This is a genomic window from Pseudorhodoferax aquiterrae (genome assembly GCF_014652235.1).
In the GTDB taxonomy this organism is placed as follows: Bacteria; Pseudomonadota; Gammaproteobacteria; order Burkholderiales; family Burkholderiaceae_C; genus Pseudorhodoferax; species Pseudorhodoferax aquiterrae.
The window spans coordinates 78,174-99,317 of sequence record NZ_BMYK01000020.1 but is presented as its reverse complement, the minus strand read 5'-3'; the positions used below and the strand labels follow the sequence as shown (position 1 = coordinate 99,317).

The 21,144-nt window shown below is 69.4% G+C and carries 23 protein-coding genes; 8 read left to right on the top strand and 15 right to left on the bottom strand.

The window, feature by feature from the left end; translation table 11 throughout:
• Positions 1 to 6: 6 nt before the first annotated feature.
• A complete protein-coding gene (locus IE209_RS24255) occupies positions 7 to 699 on the top strand; it encodes a Crp/Fnr family transcriptional regulator (RefSeq protein WP_229883021.1) in 693 nt (230 codons plus the stop codon).
• On the opposite strand, the gene IE209_RS24250 is transcribed toward IE209_RS24255, so the two are convergent.
• Positions 696 to 2,129, bottom strand: a complete 1,434-nt coding sequence (locus IE209_RS24250; RefSeq protein ID WP_229883020.1) for an MFS transporter — start codon at positions 2,127 to 2,129, stop codon at positions 696 to 698. The two genes, IE209_RS24255 and IE209_RS24250, sit on opposite strands and share 4 nt — an antisense overlap.
• Entirely contained in the window at positions 2,126 to 2,971 is an 846-nt protein-coding gene (locus IE209_RS24245; RefSeq protein WP_189689456.1) for a PPK2 family polyphosphate kinase, read from the bottom strand. Before IE209_RS24245 ends, IE209_RS24250 begins: the two co-directional genes overlap by 4 nt.
• A 143-nt stretch (positions 2,972 to 3,114) precedes the next feature.
• Between IE209_RS24245 and IE209_RS24240 the strand changes: the two genes are divergently transcribed.
• From IE209_RS24240 to IE209_RS24220, 5 genes are all read left to right on the top strand, one after another.
• The gene (locus IE209_RS24240; protein WP_189689455.1) at positions 3,115 to 4,197 is read left to right on the top strand and encodes an HDOD domain-containing protein; all 1,083 of its coding nucleotides are present in this window, start codon (positions 3,115 to 3,117) and stop codon (positions 4,195 to 4,197) included.
• Positions 4,198 to 4,368: 171 nt separating this feature from the next.
• A complete protein-coding gene (locus IE209_RS24235; protein ID WP_229883024.1) occupies positions 4,369 to 5,331 on the top strand; it encodes a sulfate ABC transporter substrate-binding protein in 963 nt (320 codons plus the stop codon).
• An 85-nt stretch (positions 5,332 to 5,416) separates the two neighbouring features.
• A complete protein-coding gene (locus tag IE209_RS24230; protein ID WP_189689453.1) occupies positions 5,417 to 6,160 on the top strand; it encodes an OmpW/AlkL family protein in 744 nt (247 codons plus the stop codon).
• A 44-nt stretch (positions 6,161 to 6,204) separates the two neighbouring features.
• Complete coding sequence (locus tag IE209_RS24225) at positions 6,205 to 7,101, top strand: LysR family transcriptional regulator (RefSeq protein ID WP_189689452.1); 897 nt, start codon at positions 6,205 to 6,207, stop codon at positions 7,099 to 7,101.
• Between the two features lie 68 nt (positions 7,102 to 7,169).
• Positions 7,170 to 7,943 carry a sulfite exporter TauE/SafE family protein gene (locus IE209_RS24220; RefSeq protein ID WP_189689451.1) on the top strand — a complete coding sequence of 258 codons (774 nt, stop codon included), beginning with the start codon at positions 7,170 to 7,172 and terminating at the stop codon, positions 7,941 to 7,943.
• Here IE209_RS24220 and IE209_RS24215 read toward each other — a convergent pair whose 3' ends face one another.
• The 5 genes from IE209_RS24215 to IE209_RS24195 all read right to left on the bottom strand — a co-directional run bounded on the left by IE209_RS24215 (position 7,944) and on the right by IE209_RS24195 (position 12,861).
• A complete protein-coding gene (locus IE209_RS24215) occupies positions 7,944 to 9,032 on the bottom strand; it encodes a sulfate/molybdate ABC transporter ATP-binding protein (RefSeq protein WP_189689450.1) in 1,089 nt (362 codons plus the stop codon).
• Positions 9,033 to 9,040: 8 nt separating this feature from the next.
• Positions 9,041 to 9,940, bottom strand: a complete 900-nt coding sequence (gene cysW / locus IE209_RS24210) for a sulfate ABC transporter permease subunit CysW (protein WP_189689449.1) — start codon at positions 9,938 to 9,940, stop codon at positions 9,041 to 9,043.
• Position 9,941: 1 nt separating this feature from the next.
• Positions 9,942 to 10,832 (bottom strand): sulfate ABC transporter permease subunit CysT, encoded by an 891-nt coding sequence (gene cysT, locus IE209_RS24205; protein ID WP_189689448.1) that lies wholly within the window; start codon positions 10,830 to 10,832, stop codon positions 9,942 to 9,944.
• Positions 10,833 to 10,835: 3 nt separating this feature from the next.
• Entirely contained in the window at positions 10,836 to 11,852 is a 1,017-nt protein-coding gene (locus IE209_RS24200; protein WP_189689447.1) for a sulfate ABC transporter substrate-binding protein, read from the bottom strand.
• 115 nt (positions 11,853 to 11,967) lie between these two features.
• Positions 11,968 to 12,861: a LysR family transcriptional regulator gene (locus IE209_RS24195; protein WP_189689446.1), complete on the bottom strand. Its 894-nt coding sequence runs from the start codon at positions 12,859 to 12,861 to the stop codon at positions 11,968 to 11,970.
• A gap of 112 nt (positions 12,862 to 12,973) precedes the next feature.
• Here IE209_RS24195 and IE209_RS24190 point away from each other — a divergent pair, with 112 nt between their 5' ends.
• Together IE209_RS24190 and IE209_RS24185 are read left to right on the top strand one after the other, a co-directional pair.
• Positions 12,974 to 13,618 (top strand): FMN-dependent NADH-azoreductase, encoded by a 645-nt coding sequence (locus IE209_RS24190; protein ID WP_189689445.1) that lies wholly within the window; start codon positions 12,974 to 12,976, stop codon positions 13,616 to 13,618.
• 94 nt (positions 13,619 to 13,712) lie between these two features.
• Positions 13,713 to 14,474: a class II aldolase/adducin family protein gene (locus tag IE209_RS24185; RefSeq protein WP_189689444.1), complete on the top strand. Its 762-nt coding sequence runs from the start codon at positions 13,713 to 13,715 to the stop codon at positions 14,472 to 14,474.
• A 72-nt stretch (positions 14,475 to 14,546) separates the two neighbouring features.
• Here the strand turns inward: IE209_RS24185 and IE209_RS24180 are convergent, their stop codons facing one another.
• From IE209_RS24180 to IE209_RS24145, 8 genes are all read right to left on the bottom strand, one after another.
• Positions 14,547 to 14,939, bottom strand: coding sequence for a hypothetical protein (locus tag IE209_RS24180; RefSeq protein ID WP_229883019.1), 393 nt, complete (start codon positions 14,937 to 14,939; stop codon positions 14,547 to 14,549).
• Positions 14,940 to 15,085: 146 nt separating this feature from the next.
• Positions 15,086 to 15,418, bottom strand: a complete 333-nt coding sequence (locus tag IE209_RS24175) for a hypothetical protein (RefSeq protein WP_189689443.1) — start codon at positions 15,416 to 15,418, stop codon at positions 15,086 to 15,088.
• Positions 15,419 to 15,569: 151 nt separating this feature from the next.
• Positions 15,570 to 16,013: a cyanase gene (gene cynS / locus IE209_RS24170; RefSeq protein WP_189689442.1), complete on the bottom strand. Its 444-nt coding sequence runs from the start codon at positions 16,011 to 16,013 to the stop codon at positions 15,570 to 15,572.
• Between the two features lie 26 nt (positions 16,014 to 16,039).
• Positions 16,040 to 16,834 (bottom strand): ABC transporter ATP-binding protein, encoded by a 795-nt coding sequence (locus IE209_RS24165; RefSeq protein WP_189689441.1) that lies wholly within the window; start codon positions 16,832 to 16,834, stop codon positions 16,040 to 16,042.
• A gap of 40 nt (positions 16,835 to 16,874) precedes the next feature.
• Positions 16,875 to 17,732: a nitrate ABC transporter permease gene (ntrB, locus tag IE209_RS24160; RefSeq protein WP_189689440.1), complete on the bottom strand. Its 858-nt coding sequence runs from the start codon at positions 17,730 to 17,732 to the stop codon at positions 16,875 to 16,877.
• Positions 17,729 to 19,141: a CmpA/NrtA family ABC transporter substrate-binding protein gene (locus IE209_RS24155; protein WP_189689439.1), complete on the bottom strand. Its 1,413-nt coding sequence runs from the start codon at positions 19,139 to 19,141 to the stop codon at positions 17,729 to 17,731. The genes ntrB and IE209_RS24155 overlap by 4 nt, the downstream gene beginning before the upstream one ends.
• A gap of 132 nt (positions 19,142 to 19,273) precedes the next feature.
• Positions 19,274 to 19,945, bottom strand: coding sequence for a response regulator transcription factor (locus IE209_RS24150; RefSeq protein ID WP_189689438.1), 672 nt, complete (start codon positions 19,943 to 19,945; stop codon positions 19,274 to 19,276).
• Positions 19,942 to 21,144 carry a sensor histidine kinase gene (locus tag IE209_RS24145; RefSeq protein WP_189689437.1) on the bottom strand — a complete coding sequence of 401 codons (1,203 nt, stop codon included), beginning with the start codon at positions 21,142 to 21,144 and terminating at the stop codon, positions 19,942 to 19,944. The genes IE209_RS24150 and IE209_RS24145 overlap by 4 nt, the downstream gene beginning before the upstream one ends.

Below are 21,144 nucleotides of genomic sequence, written 5' to 3'. Positions count from 1 at the left end.
CGGGCCGTGTCCACGCCCGCCGAACTCGCGGCCTTCTTCGCGCGCTGCAGCTGGCCGCGCGCGCTCACGCAGGCCGAGCGCGACCTGGCCTTCGAGGCCTTGTACGTGCGCCGCCATGAGGCGCACAGCTACGTGTGCCAGCGCGACGAGATCGCCGACAGCTGGGTGGGCGTGATGGAGGGCTTCCTGAGCGTGCAGGACACGACGCTGGAGGGCAAGCTGGTCATGTACACCGGCGTCGCGCCAGGCGGCTGGTTCGGCGAAGGCTCGCTGCTCAAGCCCGAGCAGCGCAAGTACGAGGCCATGGCCACACGGCCCACGGTGACCGTGCACCTGCCACGCAAGACCTTCGGCTGGCTGCTGGAGCACAGCATCCCGTTCAACCACTTCATGCTCTCGCACCTGAACGAGCGGCTCGGCCAGTTCATCGCCATGGTCAAGTTCGACCGGCTGCTCGAGCCCACGGCGCGCGCGGCGCGCGGCATCGCGGGCCTGTTCCATCCGGTGCTGTATCCCAACACCGACGCCACGCTGCGCATCAACCAGGAGGAACTGGGCTGGCTGGTCGGTGTCTCGCGCCAGCGCGTGAACACCGCGCTGACCGAGCTCGAGGCCGCTGGCCTCATCCGCCGCGGCTACGGCCACCTCGTGGTCATGGACCGGCAGGGGTTGTCGCGCTACCCGTCGCCGGCAACCTAGGCGCCGCGCCCGCGCAGCTCCGCCCCCGCATGGCGGTCCAGCCGCGCGAACCACAGCAGCGACAGCAGGGTCACGCTGGCGATGCACCAGTAGGCCGGCGCGAAGTCGCCCGCGGCCAGCTGCGCCGGATCGCCGCCGCGCCAGTGCGCGGCCAGGCCCAGCAGCGCTGCGCCGAACAGCACGCCCAGCGAGAGCGAGAGCTGCTGCGCCATCGTCGCCAGGGTGGTGGCATGGCTCATGCGCGGCTTGGGGATCTCCGAGTAGCCCAGCGTCTGCAGGGCCACCATGCCCATGGCGTTGACCAGGCCGCCCAGCATCAAGGTGACGAAGATCAGCGGATGCGGCGTCGCCGGCGTGAACAGGCTGTAGCTCGCATAGGCCAGGCTGGTCATGACCGTGGTGCCCAGCAGCAGCGGCTTGAAGCCCAGCCAGCCGATCGTGCGCGTGACCACCACGCGCGTGGCCAGCGAGCCGATGGCCGTGGCGACCGTGATCAGGCCCGATTCCAGCGGCGACAGGCCGAAGCCCAGCTGCATCATGAGCGGCAGCAGGAAGGGCGAGGCGCCGATCGCGATGCGCAGCGGCATGCCGCCCACGATGGAGGCGCGGTAGGTCGCGTGGCGCAGGACCGTGAGGTCGATCAGCGGCGCGGCCATGCGCCGGCTGCGCCAGACGTAGCCGGCCAGCGCGAGCACGCCCAGGCCGGCCATGGGCCATTCGAGCCCGCCCGGCAGCAGACCCTTGCCCGCGGTTTCGATCGCGCTCAGCAGCGCGGTGAGGCCCAGCGCCAACAGGCCGAAGCCGACACCGTCGAACGGCGGCGGTGCCGCAGCCGGCTGGCCCGCGCGGGGTCCGGGCAGGAAGTGCAGCGCAAGCAGGATGCCCAGCAGCCCGAAGGGCACGTTGACCAGGAAGATCCAGCGCCAGGACGCAAAGCTCACGATGGCGCCGCCGAACAGCGGCCCCAGCATGCGCCCGATGGTGGGCGGCACCGTGAACCAGACCATGGCCGAGACCATCAGCGCCGGCGGCACGCTGCGCAGCAGGATCAGCCGGCCCACCGGCACCATGAGCGCGCCGCCCATGCCCTGCAGGATGCGGAACAGCACCAGTTGGGACAGCGTCTGCGCCATGCCGCACAGCGCCGAGCCCAGCGCGAACAGGCCAATGGCCCAGCAGAACACGCGCCGCGCGCCGAAGCGCTCGGCGCACCAGCCCGACAGCGGCAGGAACACCGCCAGGCTCAGCAGGTAGGCCGTGATGGCCAGGTTCAGCCGCAGCGGCTGCACGTCGAGCGCGCGCGCGATGCTGGGCAGCGCGGTCGCCATGACCGAGGTGTCCAGGTTCTGCAGGAACAGCGGGCAGGCGACGACGACCGGGATCAGCCGCTGGCGCCAGGCCGCCGGCACCGCCTGGACGGCAAGGCTCACACGATCTTCCGCTTGGGCAGGTCCGGTGCGTCGGGCGGGTAGCGCAGCTGCAGGCTCTCGAGCTTGCGCTTGAGCAGCGTGGCGATCATGAGGTTGCGGTGCGTCTTGGAGTCGGCGGGCACGATGGTCCAGGGCGCCCAGGGCGTGCCCGTGGCCGCGACGGCGTCCTGGTAGGCGCGCTGGTAGTCGTCCCATTGGGCGCGCACGGCCAGGTCTTCGGACTGGAATTTCCAGCGCTTGGTCGGATCGTCCAGCCGCGCCTGCAGGCGTTCGCGCTGCTCGTCCTTGCCGATGTGCAGCAGGAACTTGCAGACGACGGTGCCAGTTTCGCAAAGCATGCGTTCGAAGTCGTTGATGTGGGCGTAGCGCTGGCGCTGCTGCTCAGGCGTGATCCAGCCGTGCACCACGGGCACCAGCACATCTTCGTAGTGGCTGCGGTTGAACACCACGATCTCGCCGGCAGCCGGCACCTCGCGGTGGATGCGCCAGAGCACGTCATGGGCCTTCTCCTGGTCGCTCGGTGCCTTCCAGCCCACGGCGCGTACGCCCAAGGGGCTCGAGCGGCCGAACACGGCGCGCAGCGTGCCGTCCTTGCCGCTGGTGTCGATGCCCTGCAGCACCACCAGCAGCTTGAAGCGCTTGTCGGCATAGAACAGGTTCTGCAGCGCGTCGATCTCCAGCGCCAGGGCTTCGACGGCGGCCTTGTCCTGCGCCTTGTCGCCGCTCGAAAAGGGTTTGGCCGAAGGGTCGATGCCGGCCAGCTCGAAGCGGGCCTCGGGATCGCTGTGCGTCAGCGCGGCGAGCTTGCGGGCGCTGGGCCCGCTCTTGGTGGATGCGGTCATGGGCCGACGATAGCAGCGGGTTGCCCGCGGTGCAGCGCCGCGCCGTGGCGCTCGTCGCGCAGGCGTGGGCGTGTGGGTATATTGGTGCGCAGACCGCTGCCGCACCTCGCGCAGATGCAGCGGACAACACGGAAGGGCGGACGATGCTCGGAGGCTTCATCGTGGTCGTGCTGGCGCTCGGCGGGCTGGCGTGGTGGTGGCTGCAGCGGCGTGGCGCGGGTCCGCGGCACCCGGCGGCCGCCGCGCGCCGGGCCGCCGCGCCATCCCGGGTGTCTGCGCCCGCGCCGGCAGCGGCGCCGACCACGCCGGCGCTTGCCGACACAGCGCTCGCCGAGGATGGCCGGCTCGTGCGGCACGAGAACCTGGATTCCGAGCGCCGGCAGGCCTTGCTGCAGGACTTGCGCCAGCTGCCGCGACCGCCGCGCGCGCTGCACGCGCTGGTCTCGCCCGACTTCGTGGCGCGCGCCTCCTCGACCGAGCTGGCCGAGCTGGTGATGACCGAACCCGTGGTCGCCGCGCGCGTGATGGCGGCCGTCAATTCGCCGCTGTACGGTCTGCGCAGCGCCGTCACCAGCGTCGGCCAGGCCATCACCTTCCTGGGCCTGAACACGGTGCGCAACCTGAGCCTGCAGCACTTGCTGCGCGAAGCCATGCCGACGCCCGCGCCGGCGCTGCGCCAGGAATTCGACGTGCTGTGGAGCAGCAGCGCCATCGCCAGCGAACTGAGCCTGGCCCTGGCCAGGCGGCTGCAACTGCCCGATGCGGCGGGCATGAGCACCCAGCTGGTGCTGCATTTCCTGGGCCGCTTCGCCGCGGTCACGCTGCTGCACATGCAGGCCGGCACCACGCTATCTCCTACGGGGCTGCAGGAGCGCGCGCTCGTCGAGCAGCAACGCCTGGGCCTGTCGTCGGGCGAAATCGGCTCGCTGCTGCTGCAGGAGTGGGGTCTGCCTGCGGCCATGGAAGCACCCACGCGCGCGATCGCGCGCGTCGCCTTCGCCGTGCCGCCTGCCCCGGCACAGGCCACGCGCCTGGTCCTGGCGGCGCTGTGCGCCAGCCTGGCCGAGCGCATCGCACGCCGGCAACTCACCGCGCTGCAGGACTACGCGCCTGAACAGGATCCCCACGACGACCTGCAGGCGCTGCGTCCGCACCTGCCGGCGCCGGTGCTGGCAGCCGTCGGCGAGGCGCTGCGTGACCCCGAGATCGCGCGCGTGCTGGCCTGACCGAACTACGCCTTAGACGCCAAAGGCATAAGTTAGGGAAAATTCAATCGTTCCTGTTCGGTGGGGGGACTTTGAGAATCGCGGCATCTGCAACGAATCCCGCGAAAGTCCTCCATGCAAACGCGCCGCCGCCTCCTGAGCCACCTCTCCAGCGCCACGCTGGCCCTGTCCATGGGCGCCGCCCTGGCCCAGCCCGCGCCGGTCACGCTGCTGAACGTCTCCTACGACCCCACGCGCGAGCTCTACGTGGACTACAACAAGGCCTTCGCCGCGCACTGGAAGGCCAAGACCGGCCAGGACGTGACGATCAAGCAGTCGCACGGCGGCTCGGGCAAGCAGGCGCGTTCCATCATCGACGGCCTGGATGCGGACGTGGCCACGCTGGCCCTGGCCGGCGACACCGACGCGCTGGTGAAGAACGGCGGCTGGCTGGCGGCCGACTGGCAAAAGCGCCTGCCGCACAATTCCTCGCCTTACACCTCGACCATCGTGTTCGCCGTGCGCAAGGGCAACCCCAAGGGCATCAAGGACTGGGACGATCTCGTCAAGCCTGGCGTCAGCGTGATCACGCCCAACCCCAAGACCTCGGGCGGCGCGCGCTGGAACTACCTGGCGGCCTGGGAATACGCCAAGCGCAAGAACGGTGGCAGCGACGCCAAGGCCAAGGAGTTCGTGGCCGCGCTGTACAAGAACGTGCCCGTGCTGGACACCGGCGCGCGCGGCTCGACGATCACCTTCGCGCAGCGCGCACAGGGCGACGTGCTGATCGCCTGGGAGAACGAGGCCTACCTGCTCGACAAGGAATTCGGCGCCAAGTTCGACGTGGTCGCCCCGTCGCTGAGCATCCTGGCCGAACCGGCCGTGGCCGTGGTCGACAAGAACGTCGACAAGAAGGGCACGCGTGCCGTGGCCGAGGAGTACCTCAAGTTCCTGTACTCCGAGGAAGGCCAGGACATCGCCGGCAAGCACTTCTACCGCCCCGCGGTGTCGGAGAAGGCCAAGGCCAAGTACGCCAGCCAGTTCCCCAAGCTGAACCTGTTCACGATCGACCAGGCCTTCGGCGGCTGGGCCGCGGCCGACAAGGCCCACTTCGCCGACGGCGGCAGCTTCGACCAGATCTACACGGCGAAGTAAAACGGCGTGGGGCGCTGCGCCCGGGTCGACAAGGTCGGCGCGCCGGCCTATGCTGGTCGCGTATCCAGACCTAGGAGACCCCCACATGCAGACCAGTCCTCCACCCAAGCTCCACAGGGCCATCGCCACCGCGGCGCTGGCCCTTTTCGCCTGTAGCGGCACATGGGCCCAGAAGGCCGGCGACATCGTGCTGGGCGCCGGCTGGTTGCGCTACGCGCCGCGCGACAAGAGCACGCCGCTGCGCTTCACATCGCCCGTGGAACGCGAGGTCCCCGGCTCGGGCTCCAGCCTGGGCCACGAGGACACGCTGGGCCTGAACGCCCACTACTTCCTGACCGACAACTGGGCCATCGAGGGCGTGTTCGGCATACCGCCGCGGCTCAAGCTGCAGGGCGAAGGCACGCTGGCCGGCATCGGCGAACTGGGCTCGGCGCGGCTGTACGGCCCCTCGCTGCTGGCCAAGTATTTCTTCGGCCAGCCCAGCGACAAGTGGCGGCTGGCCGCGGGCCTGGGCGTGACCTATGCGCACTTCTCCGATGTGAAGTTGACCGGCGGGCTGCAGAACACGCTGGGCGGCGCGCTGGGCCTGCCCGCGGGCGCCTCGAGCACGCGCGCCAAGATCGACAGCCGATTCGGCCCGGTGTTCGCCCTCGGCGCGACCTATGCGTTCACCGACCGGCTGGGTCTCACGCTGTCGGTCTCCTACGTGCGCATGAAGACCAAGGCCAAGCTCACCACCTATGCCAACGGCAATGCCGTCGCCACATCGGAGAGCGGGCTCACGCTGAACCCTGTGGTGCCCTTCGCCTACCTGACCTACCGCTTCTGAGCGGCGCCCCGGGGCGGCGGGGTTTCCATGGCAGCATGCCTGCCATGCTCACGCACCGCCAATTGCGCTACTTCGTGGAGATCGTCGACGCCGGCAGCTTCAGCCAGGCCGCCGAGCGGCTGTTCATCGCCCAGTCGGCCCTGAGCCGCCAGGTGCGCGAGATGGAGCAGGCATTGCAGGTGCCGTTGCTCGCACGCGACGCACGCGGCCTGGAGATGACGGCCGCCGGCCGTTCGCTGTACGCCGATGCGCGGCAGATCCTGGCCGCGCTCGGCGACGCCATGGCCCGCGCCACGCATGCCCAGCGCGGTACCGAGGGCACGCTGCAGCTGCTGCACTCCAGTTCCGTGCCGCTGGTCCCGGCCCTGCTGGCGCTGCTGGACCGGCACACGCAGCAGCACCCGGGCGTGGCCATCGAAATCGCCCAGGCCTCCTCCGAGCAACAGGCGCTGGACATCGACGAAGGCCGCGCCGACCTGGGCCTGGCGCGCGCGCCCATCCTGCGCCGCCGCGCCGCATTGCACTACCGACCGCTCTACGAGGAAGCGCTGGTGCTGGCCCTGCCGGCCGGCCACGCGCTGGCAGGCCAGGCGCGCGTGCACGTGGCGGCGCTGCGCGGCGAACGCTTCGTCGCCACGCCGCATCCGGAGCGCGGCGGCCTGGGCCATGCCGTGGCGGAACTGTGCCGCGCGCACGGTTTCGCGCCGCAGCCAGCCGCCGTGCGCTCGCGCAAATGGGCCCAGCTGGCGCTCGTGCAGGGCGGCATGGGCATCGCCATCGTGCCCGCCTCCATGGGTGCGCTGGCACCGGCCGGCGTGCGCGTGCTGCCGCTGGCCGACCCGGGCAGCAGCAGCGGCGTGCTCGCGCTGTGGCGCCAGGAAGCACCCCCGCTCGTGCAGCGCTTCGCCGCGGACCTGCAGTCGGCCTGCGCCCCCATCTGATTTCGAGATACATGCGCGCCGCAAGCTGTATTGGCCGGCGCGCGCCCGCGCGGCTAGATTGGCGCGCCATGGAACTTCTTGCACCGCTTGCGGGCAGCCTGCCGCTGCCACCGCTCCAATTGCTGGCCGTGGGCCTGGGCGTGGCCCTGGCCTACACCGTGTTCGGACTCGCGGGCTTCGGCACCGCGCTGGTCGCCGGTCCCGTGCTCGCGCACTGCGTGCCGGTGGCCACCATCGTGCCGCTGCTGGCCCTGCTGGACTGCGCGGCCGCCGGCGTGAACGTGGCGCGCGACCGGCGCGCGGCCGATCTCTCCGAACTGCGGCGCCTGGTGCCGCTGATGGCCATCGGCAGCCTGGTCGGCGCCGCCATCCTGCTGCGCGGCCAGCCGCAGGCGCTGCTGCTCGCGCTGGGCCTGTTCGCGGTCGGCTACGCCCTCTACGCGCTGAGCGGCTTCAAGCCGGCCGGGCGGCTCACGCCGCGCGCCGCGGTGCCCTTCGGCCTCATCGGTGGCGTGTTCTCCGCGCTGTTCGGCAGCGGCGGCTTCCTCTACGCGATCTACCTGAACGGGCGGCTGGACAGCGCCGAGCGCATGCGCGTCACGCAGTCCACGCTGATCGGGCTGTCCACGCTCACGCGTGTCGTGCTGTTCGTGCTGGCCGGTGTCTATGCGCACAGCGAGACGCTGCTGCTCGCGCTGGCCCTGGTGCCGGCCATGCTGCTGGGCACGGCGCTGGGCCGGCGCATCACGCTGTCGCTGCCGCGTGCGCAGTTCCTGCGCATCGTCAACGGCGTGGTGCTCTGCTCCGGCCTCGCGTTGCTGTGGCGCTACGCCACCGGCTGATCAGACGCCCGCGCCGTGGTCCACGAAGACCTTGGCGCGGCGCGGCGTGACGACCAGGGTTTCGCCCTCGCGGAAGCCGCGTGCGTTGAACTCCTCGGCCGTCAGCTGGGCCTCGATGATCTGCTCGCCCTTGCCGTCCTTGGCGTCCTGCGGCGTGAGTTCGAGCCGCGCGATCGGGCCGACCACGAGCGCGCGCGTGAGCTGGGCCACGATGCCCGTGGCGCCCGGCGCATAGCGCTCGACCTCCAGGTCGTGCGGCCGCACGTAGGCGAAGGCCTTGGCGTCGCTGGCGGCGGCGTGCTCGGGTGCGTCGATCTTCATGCCCTGCACCAGCAGCTCGCCCTCGTGGGCACGGCCGTGGAACAGGTTCACGTCGCCCAGGAAGCCGTAGACGAAGGGGCTGGCCGGGTGTTCCCAGACCTGCTGCGGCGTGCCGATCTGCTCGATCTGGCCCTTGTTCATGACGACCACGCGGTCGGCCACTTCGAGTGCTTCTTCCTGGTCGTGGGTCACGAAGATGCTGGTCACGTGCAGGTCGTCGTGCAGGCGGCGCAGCCAGCGGCGCAGCTCCTTGCGCACCTTGGCGTCGAGCGCGCCGAAGGGCTCGTCGAGCAGCAGCACCTTGGGCTCCACGGCCAGCGCGCGCGCCAGCGCGATGCGCTGGCGCTGCCCGCCCGACAGCTGGGCCGGGAAGCGGTCGGCCAGCCAGTCCAGCTGCACCAGGCCCAGCAGCTCGTGCACCTTGGCCTTGATCTGCGCTTCGGACGGGCGCTGGCCGCGCGGCTTCATGCGCAGGCCGAAGGCCACGTTGTCGAACACCGTCATGTGGCGGAACAGCGCGTAGTGCTGGAACACGAAGCCGACCTGGCGCTCGCGCACGTGCACGTCGGTCGTGTCCTCGCCGGCGAACAGGATGCTGCCGGCGTCGCCGCTCTCCAGCCCCGCGATGATGCGCAGCAGCGTGGTCTTGCCGCAGCCCGAGGGCCCCAGCAGCGCGACCAGTTCGCCGGACGCGATGTCCAGGCTCACGTTGTTGAGGGCGCGGAAGTCGCCGAACTGCTTGCTGACGTTGCGGATTTCGATGCTCATGGTGTCCCTCAGGTTGCAGCGACCGTGGCTTGCGGCCGCTCGAGCGGCAGGTCGGCCGCGGCCTTGCGCTCGCGCTCGTGCCGCCATTCGACCCAGCTCTTGATCGCCAGCGTGACCAGCGCCAGCAGGGCCAGCAGCGAGGCCACGGCGAAGGCCGCCACGCTCTGGTATTCGTTGTAGAGGATCTCCACGTGCAGCGGCATGGTGTTGGTCTGGCCGCGGATGTGGCCCGACACCACCGACACCGCGCCGAACTCGCCCATGGCGCGCGCGTTGCACAGGATCACGCCGTACAGAAGGCCCCACTTGATGTTGGGCAGCGTCACATGCCAGAAGGTCTGCCAGCCGCTGGCGCCCAGCACGATGGCGGCCTGCTCCTCCTCGTTGCCCTGTGCCTGCATGAGCGGGATCAGCTCGCGCGCGATGAACGGGAAGGTCACGAACACCGTGGCCAGCACGATGCCGGGGATCGCGAAGATGATCTTGATGTCGTGCGCGGCCAGCCAGGGCCCAAGCCAGCCGTTGGCGCCGAAGACCAGCACGTAGATCAGGCCGGCCACGACCGGCGAGACCGAGAACGGCAGATCGACCAGCGTGGTCAGGAAGGCCTTGCCGCGGAACTCGTACTTGGCGATGCACCAGGCCGCGCAGACGCCGAACACCAGGTTCAGCGGCACGGCGATGGCAGCCGTGATCAGCGTGAGCCGGATCGCGGCCCAGGCATCGGGCTCCTTGAGCGCTTCGAGGTAGGCGTCCAGCCCCTTGCGCAGCGCCTCGGTGAACACGGCCGCGAGCGGCAGCGCGAGGAACAGCGCGAGGAACAGCAGCGCGATGCCGATCAGCGTGCGCCGGACCCAGGGGGTCTCGGTCGTCGTGATGTGCTTGCGGGTCACGTCGATGGCGGCCATATCACACTCCGCCGGAACGCTTGCGCTGCCAGGCCTGCAGGCCGTTGATGACCAGCAGCATGACGAAGGAGATCAGCAGCATGACCACGGCCACGGCGGTGGCGCCGGCGTAGTCGTACTGCTCGAGCTTGCCGATGATGATCAGCGGCGTGATTTCGGAGACCATGGGCATGTTGCCGGCGATGAAGATGACCGAGCCGTACTCGCCGATCGCTCGGGCGAAGGCCATGGCGAAGCCGGTCAGCAAGGCCGGCGCGATGGCCGGGAAGATCACCTTGGCAAAGGTCTGCCAGCGCGTGGCGCCCAGGCACATGGCGGCCTCCTCCAGCTCCTTCTCGGTGTCCTCGAGCACGGGCTGCACGGTGCGCACCACGAAAGGCAGGCCGATGAAGATCAGCGCGATGACCACGCCGTTGGGGTTGAACGCGAGCTGGATGCCCAGCGGCTCCAGGTATTGGCCGACCCAGCCGTTGCCGGCCAAGAGCGCCGTGAGCGAGATGCCCGCCACGGCCGTGGGCAGTGCGAAGGGCAGGTCCACCAGCGCGTCGACGATCTTCTTGCCGAAGAACTCGTAGCGCACCAACACCCAGGCCACGAGCAGGCCGAACACGGTGTTGACGCAGGCCGCCAGGAAGGACGCGCCGAAGGTCAGGCGGTAGGAGGCCAGCACGCGCGGCGAACTGACGGCCTCCCAGAACTGCGGCCAGGACAGCGTGAGCGTCTTGGCGAACAACGCCGTGAGCGGGATCAGCACGATCAGGCTCAGGTACAGCAGCGTGTAGCCCAGCGTGATGTTGAAGCCGGGCAGCACGCGCTTGCTGCCTTTTCTGCGTGGCACGGCCGCCCCGGGCGCGGGCCCGGCCAGCGCCGCGGTGGAGGTCGTGGCGCTCATCGCTTACTTGACGGTGTAGAGCTTGTCGAACTGGCCGCCGTCGTTGAAGTGCACTTTCTGCGCCTCGCCCAGCGAACCGAAGTACTTGGCCACGGTGTACTGCTTGATCGGCTTGAACAGATCGGCGTGCTTTTGCAGCACGGCCGCCGAACGCGGGCGCAGCGCGTGCTGGGCGGCGATCTCCTGGGCCTCGTCGGTGTACAGGAAGTTGAGGTAGGCCTTGGCCGCCTCGGCCGTGCCCTTCTTGGCCACGGTGCGCTCGACCACGGCCACCGGGTTCTCCGCGATGATGCTGGTCGACGGGTGGATGGCATCGACCCGGCCCTTGCCGAATTCGCGCTCGACCGAGATGACCTCCGACTCGAAGGTGATCAGCACGTCGCCGGTGTTGCGCTGCAGGAAGATGCTGGTGGCGTCCCGGCCGCCCTTGCCCAGCACGGGCACGTTGGCGTAGAGCTTCTTGACGAATTCGGCCGCCTGCGCGTCCGTGCCGCCGTTCTCGCGCACGTAGCCCCAGGCGGCCAGATAGGCGTAGCGGCCGTTGCCGCCGGTCTTGGGGTTGACCACCACGACCTGCACGCCGGGCTTGACCAGGTCGTCCCAGTCCTTGATGCCCTTGGGGTTGCCCTTGCGCACGAGGAACAGCATGGTCGAGGTGGTGGGCGAGGCGTCGTTCGGGAAGCGCTTGGCCCAGTCCTTGGCGACGATGCCGTTGCCGGCCAGGAACTCGATGTCGGTCGTGGTGTTGAAGGTCACCACGTCGGCGTCCAGGCCGTCGTTGACGGCGCGCGCCTGGGCGCTGGAGCCGCCGTGGGCCTGGTCGATCTTGATGTCCTTGCCGGTCTGCTTCTTGTAGTAAGGGACGAAAGCGGCGTTGATGTCCTTGTAGAACTCGCGCGCCACGTCGTAGGAGACGTTCAGCAGCGTCTGGGTCTGGGCCGAGGCGGCGGTGGCGGCCGCGAGCAATGCGGCGGCCAGGACGGAACGGGCCGTGCGGCCCGAGAAGAACGTGGAGGTCATGACGGAGTCCCTGAGCAGAGCGTGCATTGTCAAGACTTGGCCGCTATGCGCAAACTATTGTTTTTCTCTTTGCTTTCATCCGAAAACTTATAAGCCGTGACCGGATGCAACCGGCTCAATGGAAGTCGCCGGTCTCCAGATGGTCCAGAAAGGCCCGCACGGCGGGCACCAGGCCGCGCCGCGACGTGAACACCGCGTGGGCGATGCCCGGCGGCGGCGCCCATCCCTCCAGCACCTCGACCAGCCGGTTCGCGTTCAGCGCCTCGCGGCACATGTAGCCCGGCAACAACGCCAAGCCCACGCCGTCGATGGCGGCCCGCAGCAGGGTCTCCAGGTCGTCCGCCACGTAGCGCGGGTGGTGCTGCCACTGGAACTCGGCCCCGTCCGGCCCCTGCAGCTTGACGCTCGCGCGCCCGTCGGGCGCCGACATGGCCATGGAGTCGAGCTGCTGCAGGTCCTGCGGCCGCAGCGGCCGGCCCTGGCGCGCCAGCAGCGCGGGGCTGGCGACCAGCACCGACTGCGAACGCCCCAGCTGCTTGACGACCAGACTGGCGCTGTCCTGCACGCTGGGGCGCACGCGCAAGGCCACGTCCACGCCCTCCTCCACGGGATCGACCACGCGGTTGCTGACCTCCATCTCCACGCGCACCTGCGGGTAGGCCAGCAGGAAGCCGGGCATCAGCGCGCCGACCACCGACTGCGCCAGCGTGACGGGGCAGGTCACGCGCACCGTGCCGCGGGGTTCCACCGACAGCCGCTGCACGACTTCGCTGGCGGCCAGGGCCTCGCTGCGCATGGCCAGGCAATGGCGCAGGTAGAGGGTGCCGACTTCCGTCAGCGAGAGCTTGCGCGTGCTGCGGTGCAGCAGGCGCACGCCCAGCCGATCTTCCAGCTCGGCCACGCGCCGCGACAGCCGCGACTTGGGCAGGCCCAGCGCGCGGCCCGCGGCGGCGAAGCTGCCGCGCTCGGCGACTTCCGCAAAAAACAGCATGTCGTTGAGGTCTTGCATGGCTCGATTGTTTCCAAGGATAGGACGATCCATTTCGATTCAGCCATCTTATCGATGACTAGCTTCACCACCACAATCAATCCATCGCATCCAACCCGTTGAAGGCCCTGCCATGAACATCTTGCACATCGATTCCAGCGTCCTCGGCGACGCTTCCGTCACCCGCCAGCTGACCGCCAGCACCGTGGCCGCCTGGCGCGCCGCCCACCCGAACGCCCAGGTCCAGTACCTGGACCTGGCCGCCGAAGCACCTGCCCACTTCGGTGCCGACGCGCTGAGCTTCAAGCTCGGCCTGGACCTGACCAAGGTGACCGAAGCGCAACGCGCCGAGAACATCGAAACCGAACGCTACCTGGCGCAGTTCCTGGCGTCGGACGTCATCGTCATCGGTGCGCCGCTGTACAACTTCTCGATCCCCACGCAGCTGAAGGCCTGGATCGACCGGCTGGCCGTGCCCGGCCGCGCCTTCCGCTACACCGCGGCGGGCCCGGAAGGCCTGGCCAAGGGCAAGACCGTGATCGTGGTGTCCGGCCGCGGCGGCATCTATTCCACGAGCGAGCAAGGCCGCGCGCTGGAACACCAGGAAAGCTATCTGCAGACCGTGTTCGGCTTCTTCGGCATCACCGACGTGCGCTTCGTGCGCGCCGAAGGCGTGGCCTACGGCCCCGAACAGCGCGCCGCCGCACTGCGCCAGGGCGAGGCCGACATCGCCGCGTCGCTGGTGACCGCGCCGGCCGCCGAAGCCGTCAGCGCCTGAGCCGCCGGCCGCGCGCCGCCCTGTCCGCCCGCGGACAACGCACGGCACCGCCAGCGCCTACAGTGGCGTCTTCCCACCACCTGGAGACGCCACGATGAACGCCCCCCAAGACCTGCGCGCCCATGTCAGTGCCGAGGAGTGGCAGCTGCGCACCGACCTGGCCGCCTGCTACCGCCTGGTGGCGCTGTACGGCTGGAGCGACCTGGTGTTCACGCACATCAGCGCCCGCATCCCGGGGCCCGAGCACCATTTCCTGATCAACCCCTACGGGCTGATGTTCGACGAGATCACGGCCTCCAGCCTCGTGAAGGTGGACCTGGCCTGCAACAAGCTGATCGAGTCGCCCCACCCTGTGAACCCGGCCGGTTTCGTGATCCACAGCGCGATCCATGCCGTGCGCGAGGACGCCCAGTGCGTGCTGCACACGCACACGCGCGCCGGCGTCGCGGTCAGCGCGCAACGGGGCGGCGTGCTGCCGATCAGCCAGCAATCGACCTTCGTGCTGGCCTCGCTGGCCTACCACGACTACGAGGGCGTGGCGATCCGCGACGACGAGAAGGCCCGCCTGCAGGCCGACCTGGGCGATGCCAACTTCCTGATGCTGCGCAACCACGGCCTGCTGACCGTGGGGGCGAGCGTCGCCGACGCCTTCCTGGCCATGTACACGTTCGAGAACACCTGCCAGATCCAGATCGCCGCGCAGGCCGGCGGCGGCGAACTGGTGCAGGTGGACCCGCGCATCGTCGAAGGCGTGGGCCATGCCTCGCGGGTGCAGACCGGCGGGCTGGGCGGGCGCTTCGTGTGGCCCGCGCTGCTGCGCAAACTGGACCGGATCGACCCGGGCTACAAAAACTGAATGGCGCCGGCCGCGCAGGAACGCGCCGCGGCAGCGGCGTGGCCGGACCGCGGCAATGCGTTCAGCCCGCGCTCACTTGGTCGGACCGACCTCGCCGCTCGGCTGCTTCTTGATCGCCTCGGCGCCTTCGGCCTTGCGCTGGGCACGGGCCGCGGCCTTCTCCTCGGGCGTGGCCTTGGCGGCAGGCGGGGGCGCCTTCGAACGGCCGACCTCGCCGTCCTTGTTCTGCTTCACGGCTTCGGCGCCCTCGGCCCTGCGCTCGGCCCTGGCGGCCGCCTTTTCCTGGGGCGAGGCCGCAGTGGCCGGTGGCGGCTTCTTCACGCCGCCCACTTCGCCCTGGGCAAAGGCACCCACGGCGAACATCTGGGCCGCGGCGACGCCGAGGGCAAGCATGGTTTTCTTCATGGTCTGGCTTTCAGGTCTCTGGATGGTTGTCGAATTCGCCATGCCGGCATGCGCCAGCACCGCGAAGTCCCACCGTATCCAGCGGCCCGTCCGAGCCGTCCCGTCCCGCAGCGCATCGCTGCGTAGGAACGCGCCCCCCGCCGCGGTAGGCGCGATGGCGCCCACCCCCGGCCGGGGCGGGCGGCTGGCGCCGCCCGGCACGCTGCTTACTTGGAGGGGCCGACTTCGCCGGGAGGCGCCTGCTTGATCGCGGCGGCGCCTTCGGCCTTGCGCTTGGCGCGCGCGGCCGCCTTCTCCTCGGCCGACACCTTGGTCCGCGGTGCCGCCTTCTTCACGCCCCCCACTTCGCCAGGAGGTTGGTCCTTGATCGCCGCGGCGCCCTCGGCCTTGCGCTCGGCGCGCGCAGCGGCGCGGTCCTCGGGCGAAGCCTTCTGGGCCGGCGGCGGTGCCTTGGAGGTACCAGCCTCACCTTGTGCGAAAGCACCGACGGCAAACATTTGCGCCAAGGCGACGCCGAGCGTGAGAACTACTTTTTTCATTGCTGTCTTTCCAGATCTCTGGGTGATTGAAACAAGTCTTCTTCTGTGCCGAAACCAGGGGCCCCGTGCACAGAAGTTCTACACGATAACCGAGCTTTGCGGCGCAATTGCAACATTTCATTTACAAGTCTGGCGGCAGCAACACCTCTTGCTAATAGGTCTTGTACGGCAGGAATTTGCCGGATAGGACGACGTTGACGCGGTCGCCCTTGGGATCGGGCTGGCGCACGATGTCCATGGAGAAGTCGATGGCGCTCATGATGCCGTCGCCGAATTCCTCGTGGATCAGCTCCTTGATGGTGGTGCCGTAGACGTTGACGATCTCGTACCAGCGGTAGATCAGCGGATCGGTCGGCACGGCCGTGGGCAGCGAGCCCTTGTAGGGCACGACCTGCAGCCACTTCTGTTCCTCTGCCGTGAGGCCGAAGATCTTGCCCACCACCTTGGCCTGTTCGGCCGTGGCCGTCATCTGGCCCAGGCACAGGGCCGTGGTCCATTCCTTGGATTGGCCGACCTTCTTGGCCACGTCGGCCCATTGGATGCCCTTGGCGACCTTGGTGGTGATGATTTTTTCGGTGACTGCGAGGCGGTTCATTGCGGTGTGCTCCGTGCTGTGAAAACTCAGTGCGCCAGGGCGCGGGTGACGAGGAAATCGACGATGTGGTTGCGCAGGTCGTAGTAGCCGTCCAGGTGGTGCAGGCCTGCGCGCGTGCGCTCGCGCGGCAAGGGGTTGACGACCACCTCGGCGATGCCGCCGGGCTTGTAGCCGCCGGGCGTGTCGGCACTGTTGCGCATGAGCAGGATGCGGTCGGCCAGCAGGATGGCCTCGTCCACATCGTGCGTGATCATGAAGACGGTCTGCTGCGTCTGGCGCACGATGGCGAGCAGCTCGTCCTGGATGCTGCCGCGCGTGAGCGCGTCCAGCGCGCCGAAGGGCTCGTCCAGCAGCAGCATCTTGGGCTGGATCGCGAAGGCGCGCGCGATGCCCACGCGCTGCTTCATGCCGCCCGACAGTTCGCTGGGCTTCCTGTCGATGGCCGGCAGCAGGCCCACCAGCGCGACGAACTTGCGCACATGGGCATCGACCTCGGCGCGCCCCCACTGCGGCCAGCGCGACTTGACGGCGAATGCGATGTTCTGGCGCACGGTGAGCCAGGGCATCAGCGCATGGCCCTGGAACACCACGCCGCGCTCCAGGCCGGGACCGCGCAGTTCGCGGCCGTCCATGAACACATGGCCGGCGCTGGCCTGGTCGAGCCCGGCCAGCACGTTGAGGATGGTGGTCTTGCCGCAGCCGCTGTGGCCGATGATGCAGACGAACTCGCCGCGCGCAAGCGCGAACGACACGTCGGCGAACACCGGCCGCGCCGGCTGGAAGGCCTTGGCCAGGCCCTCGATCTTCAGGAAGCTGTCCATGGCCGGGGCCTCTCGTTGCGGCGCGGTGCGCACACCCACCTCACTCCACATAGGTCACCGCCTTCTGCAAGCGGCCGAAGGCCAGGTCCAGCAGCATGCCGACCACGCCGATCAGCAAGATGGCGAAGATCACGTTGGTCAGCGACAGGTTGTTCCACTCGTTCCAGACGAAGTAGCCGATGCCGGTGCCGCCCACCAGCATCTCGGCCGCCACGATCACGAGCCAGGCGATGCCCATGCTGATGCGCATGCCCGTGAGGATGGTGGGTGCGGCGGCCGGCAGGATCACCTGGAAGGCCTTGCGCAGCGGACTCACCTCCAGCGTGCTGGCCACGTTGAGCCAGTCGCGCCGCACCGAGGCCACGCCGAAGGCCGTGTTCACCAGCATCGGCCAGACCGAGCAGATGAAGATCACGAAGATCCCGCTGATGGCCGAGTCCTTGATGGTGTAGAGCGCCAGCGGCATCCAGGCCAGCGGACTGATGGGCTTCAAGACCTGGATGAAGGGGTCGAGCGCCCGGTAGACGAGCGGCGACATGCCGATCACGAAGCCCAGCGGAATCGCCACCATGCAGGCCAGCCCGAAGCCCAGCGCCACGCGGCCCAGCGAATGCCCGAGCTGGATGGCGATGCCCTTGTCGTTGGGCCCGTTGTCGTAGAACGGGTTGGACAAATGGCCCCAGACCGTGGTGCCCATCTGCGCCAACGTGGGAAAGCCGCCGCTGCGCGCCGCGCCGGGGTCCTTGCCGGTCAGCTTGGCGTACTCGATCTCCTCGGCCGTCATGCCGGCCGTGCTGCCGGCAACCGTGCCACCCGTGGTCGCCACATGCCAGACGCCCAGCAAAGCCAGGAAGATCAGCACGGACAGCAGCGCCGCCCGCAGGGTCAGGCTGGTCATGCCTTGCCGATCGCGAAGCTCTTGGCATAGGCCGCGGCCTTGTCCGCGTCGAACTCCTTGCCCATGATCTTGAACTTCGGGTAGGCGCCTTCGGGCGCCTTCTGGTCCAGCGCCGCCATCTGCTTCTTCGCGTCGGTCAGCAGGAACACGCGCTCGGCGATCTGCTTGTAGTCGACCTCGCCCTTGACGTAGCCCCAGCGCTGCATCTGCGTGAGCATCCAGACCGCCATGCTCTGCCAGGGGATGGGGTCGAAGTCGGCGCGGTTGGGCACGGTCTGGACCTTGCCGAGGCCGTCGGCGAAGCGGCCGGTCAGCACCTGGGACAGCACGGTCTCGGGCTGGTTCAGGTACTGGGCCGGCGCGATCACCTTGGCGATGAGTTCGCGGTTCTTGGCCTCGCGCGCCATCGCCGAGGCGGTGAGCACGGCGCGGTACAGCGCGGCGAAGGTGTTGGGGTTCTGCTGGATGAAGGCCGTGCTGGTGCCGAACGCGCAGCAGGGGTGGCCGTCCCACAGATCCTTGGTCAGCAGGTGCAGGAAGCCGATCTCCTCGAACACCGCGCGCTGGTTGAACGGGTCCGGACCCAGGTAGCCGTCGATGTTGCCGGCGCGCAGGTTGGCCACCATCTCGGGCGGCGGCACCACGCGGATCTGGATGTCGGTGTCGGGGTTCAGCCCATGCTCGGCCACGTAGTAGCGCAGCAGGAAGTTGTGCATGCTGAACTCGAAGGGCACGGCGAACCTGAAGCCCTTCCAGAGCTTGGGATCGCGCCTGTCCTTGTGCTTGTTGGCCAGCGTGATGGCCTGGCCGTTGGTGTTCTGGATGGTGGCCACGTTCATGGGCGTGGCGTTGCTGCCCACGCCCAGCGAGATGGCCAGCGGCATCGGGGAGAGGAAGTGCGTGGCGTCGTACTCCCTGTTGAGCATCTTGTCGCGGATCAGGGCCCAGCCCGCCGTCTTGACCACCTCCACGTTGAGGCCCTGCTTCTGGTAGAAGCCCAGCGGGTGGGCCATGATCAGCGGCGTGGCACAGGTGATCGGGATGAAGCCGATCTTGAGGTCCTTCTTCTCCAGCGCGCCCTTCTCCTGGGCCATGGCCTGCAGGCTGGCGATGGGCAGCACGCTGCCGATGGCGGCCATGGCCGTACCCTTGCCCACGGCGCGCAGGAAGCGCCGGCGCAGGGCGTCGTGCGGGAACAGCGCCTTGACCAGCGCGGCCTCGACGAAGGCGTTGGAGCGGGCCTGCACGTCGGGCCGGCGCGCGCGCTCGCGCAGCTCGCGCGCGGCGCTGGCGGCCGTGGCCTCCACGGCGGCCTCGGCCGCATGCTCGGCAGGGCTGTGGTCGCGCCCGCAGCTGCACCCCAGGCGCAGCGGGCGGTCGGCGTCGTAGGGGTCGGCGAAGTCGGACATGGCACACCTCCAGGACAAAGATGCCTGCCGCGGTGCAAGCTCTTTGCCAACCGGCGCGCCACTGTGGCAGGCCCTGCAAGATCGTGGGCGCCACCACCACGGCGTGTAGGGCCAGCCCTACAACGGGGGCCGTCAGCCCCGGTCCAGCATGTACAGCGTGAGTTCGACGTCGTTCTTGGTGCCGGTCTTCTCGAGGATGCGCGCGCGGTAGGTGCTGACCGTGTTGGCCGCCAGGCCCAGCTGTGCACCAATTTCGCCCACGCTGTGCCCCGATGTGAGCAGGCGCAGCACCTGGTGCTCGCGGTGCGAGAGCGCGTCCGCGCCCGGCTGTGCACCACGCCGGCCCATGGCTGCGGCCAACGCCTCGGCCGTGGCGCCGCTGACCCACATGCCACCGGCAGCGGCCTTGCGCACGGCCGCCAGCATGTCGTCGGGATCGGCCCCCTTGTGCAGGTAGCCGGCCGCGCCCAGGCGGATGCAGCGCACGGCGTACTGGCGCTCAGGGTAGGTGCTGAGCATCAGCACCGGCAGCGCCGGGAACTCGCGGCGCAGCGTCTCCAGCACGTCGAGCCCGTCGCCCTGGGGCATGGCGATGTCCAGCAACACGAGGTCCAGCCCGGCGCCTGCGGCGCGCACGGCCTGCAGCACTTCGGCGCCGCTGGCGGCCTCGGCGACGACCTGGACCTCGGGCGCATCGGCCAGCACCTGCTTGAGGCCCTCGCGCACGATGCGGTGGTCGTCGGCCAGCAGCAGCCGGATGGCCGCAGTCCCTGGAGTACCTTGGGGCGGCCCGGCGGCGCTCATGTCGCGGCCCCCAGCGGCATCTGCAGGCTAAAGGTGGCGCCCGCTCCCGGTGCGCTGGCGATCTCGATGCGACCGCCGAAGTGCAGCGCGCGCTCGCGCATGCCCATCACACCGTAGGCCGTGCCGGCCTCGAAGGCCGCGGCAGGCGCGCCCACGCCGTCGTCGTGCACGGCCAGGCGCAGCTGCCGCGCGCTGGCCTGCACGTCCACCGACAAGGTGCGCGCATGCGCGTGGCGGCCCACGTTGGACAGCATCTCCTGGAAGATGCGGAACACGGCCATGGCCTGCGCGCCGCCGGGCTCGGGCGCGCCGGCCACCTGCATGCACCAGTGCAGCCGCAGCTCGGCCGCCGCCACGAATTCCTGGGCCTGCCACTCCAGCGCGGCCCACAGGCCCTGGTGGTCCAGGATGCTGGGCCGCAGGTCGGTGATGATGCGGCCCACGTTGTCCACGGCTGATTCGATCAGCCGGCTCATGTTGCTGCACTTGCTGCGCATGCGCGTGCGCATGGCCTCGGCCTCGTGCGCGCTGCGCGCCTGCTGTTCGGCAAGACGCTTGTCCAGCCAGTTCACATCCATCTTGAGCGCCACGAGCAGGCTGCCGAGCTCGTCGTGCACCTCGCGCGCGATGCGTGTGCGCTCCTCCTCGCGCACGGTGTCCAGGTGGGCGGAGAGTTCACGCTGGCGCTGCAGCGCGAGCGACAGCGCGTGCGTGCGCTCGGCCACGCGCTGCTCCAGTTCGTCGCGCGCGTGGCGCAGCGCATCGGCCGCACGGCGGCGCTCGGTGATGTCGACGAAGGTGACGACGGCGCCGCGCACCTCGCCGCCGTCGACGATGGGGTAGCTGGAGTATTCGACCGGAAAGGCCGTGCCGTCTGCGCGCCAGAACACCTCGCTGTCGATCCGGCAGGGCAGGCCGCGGCGGAAGGCGTTGAAGATCGGACAGTCCTCGTCGGCGTAGTGGGCGCCGTCGGCATGCGAATGGTGGGTCACCTCGTGCATGTTGCGGCCCAGCAGGGCCGCTGGCGCATGGCCGATCAAGCGCGCGCCGGCACGGTTGATGAACATGCAGCGGCCATCCAGGTCGATGCCGAAGATGCCGTCGCCGGTGGACTGCAGCAGCAGGCCCAGCTGCTGTTGCCACAGCGGGTGGACGGCGGTGTCGGCCGTCGTGGCCAGGTCCAGGGCATCTGCATGCAT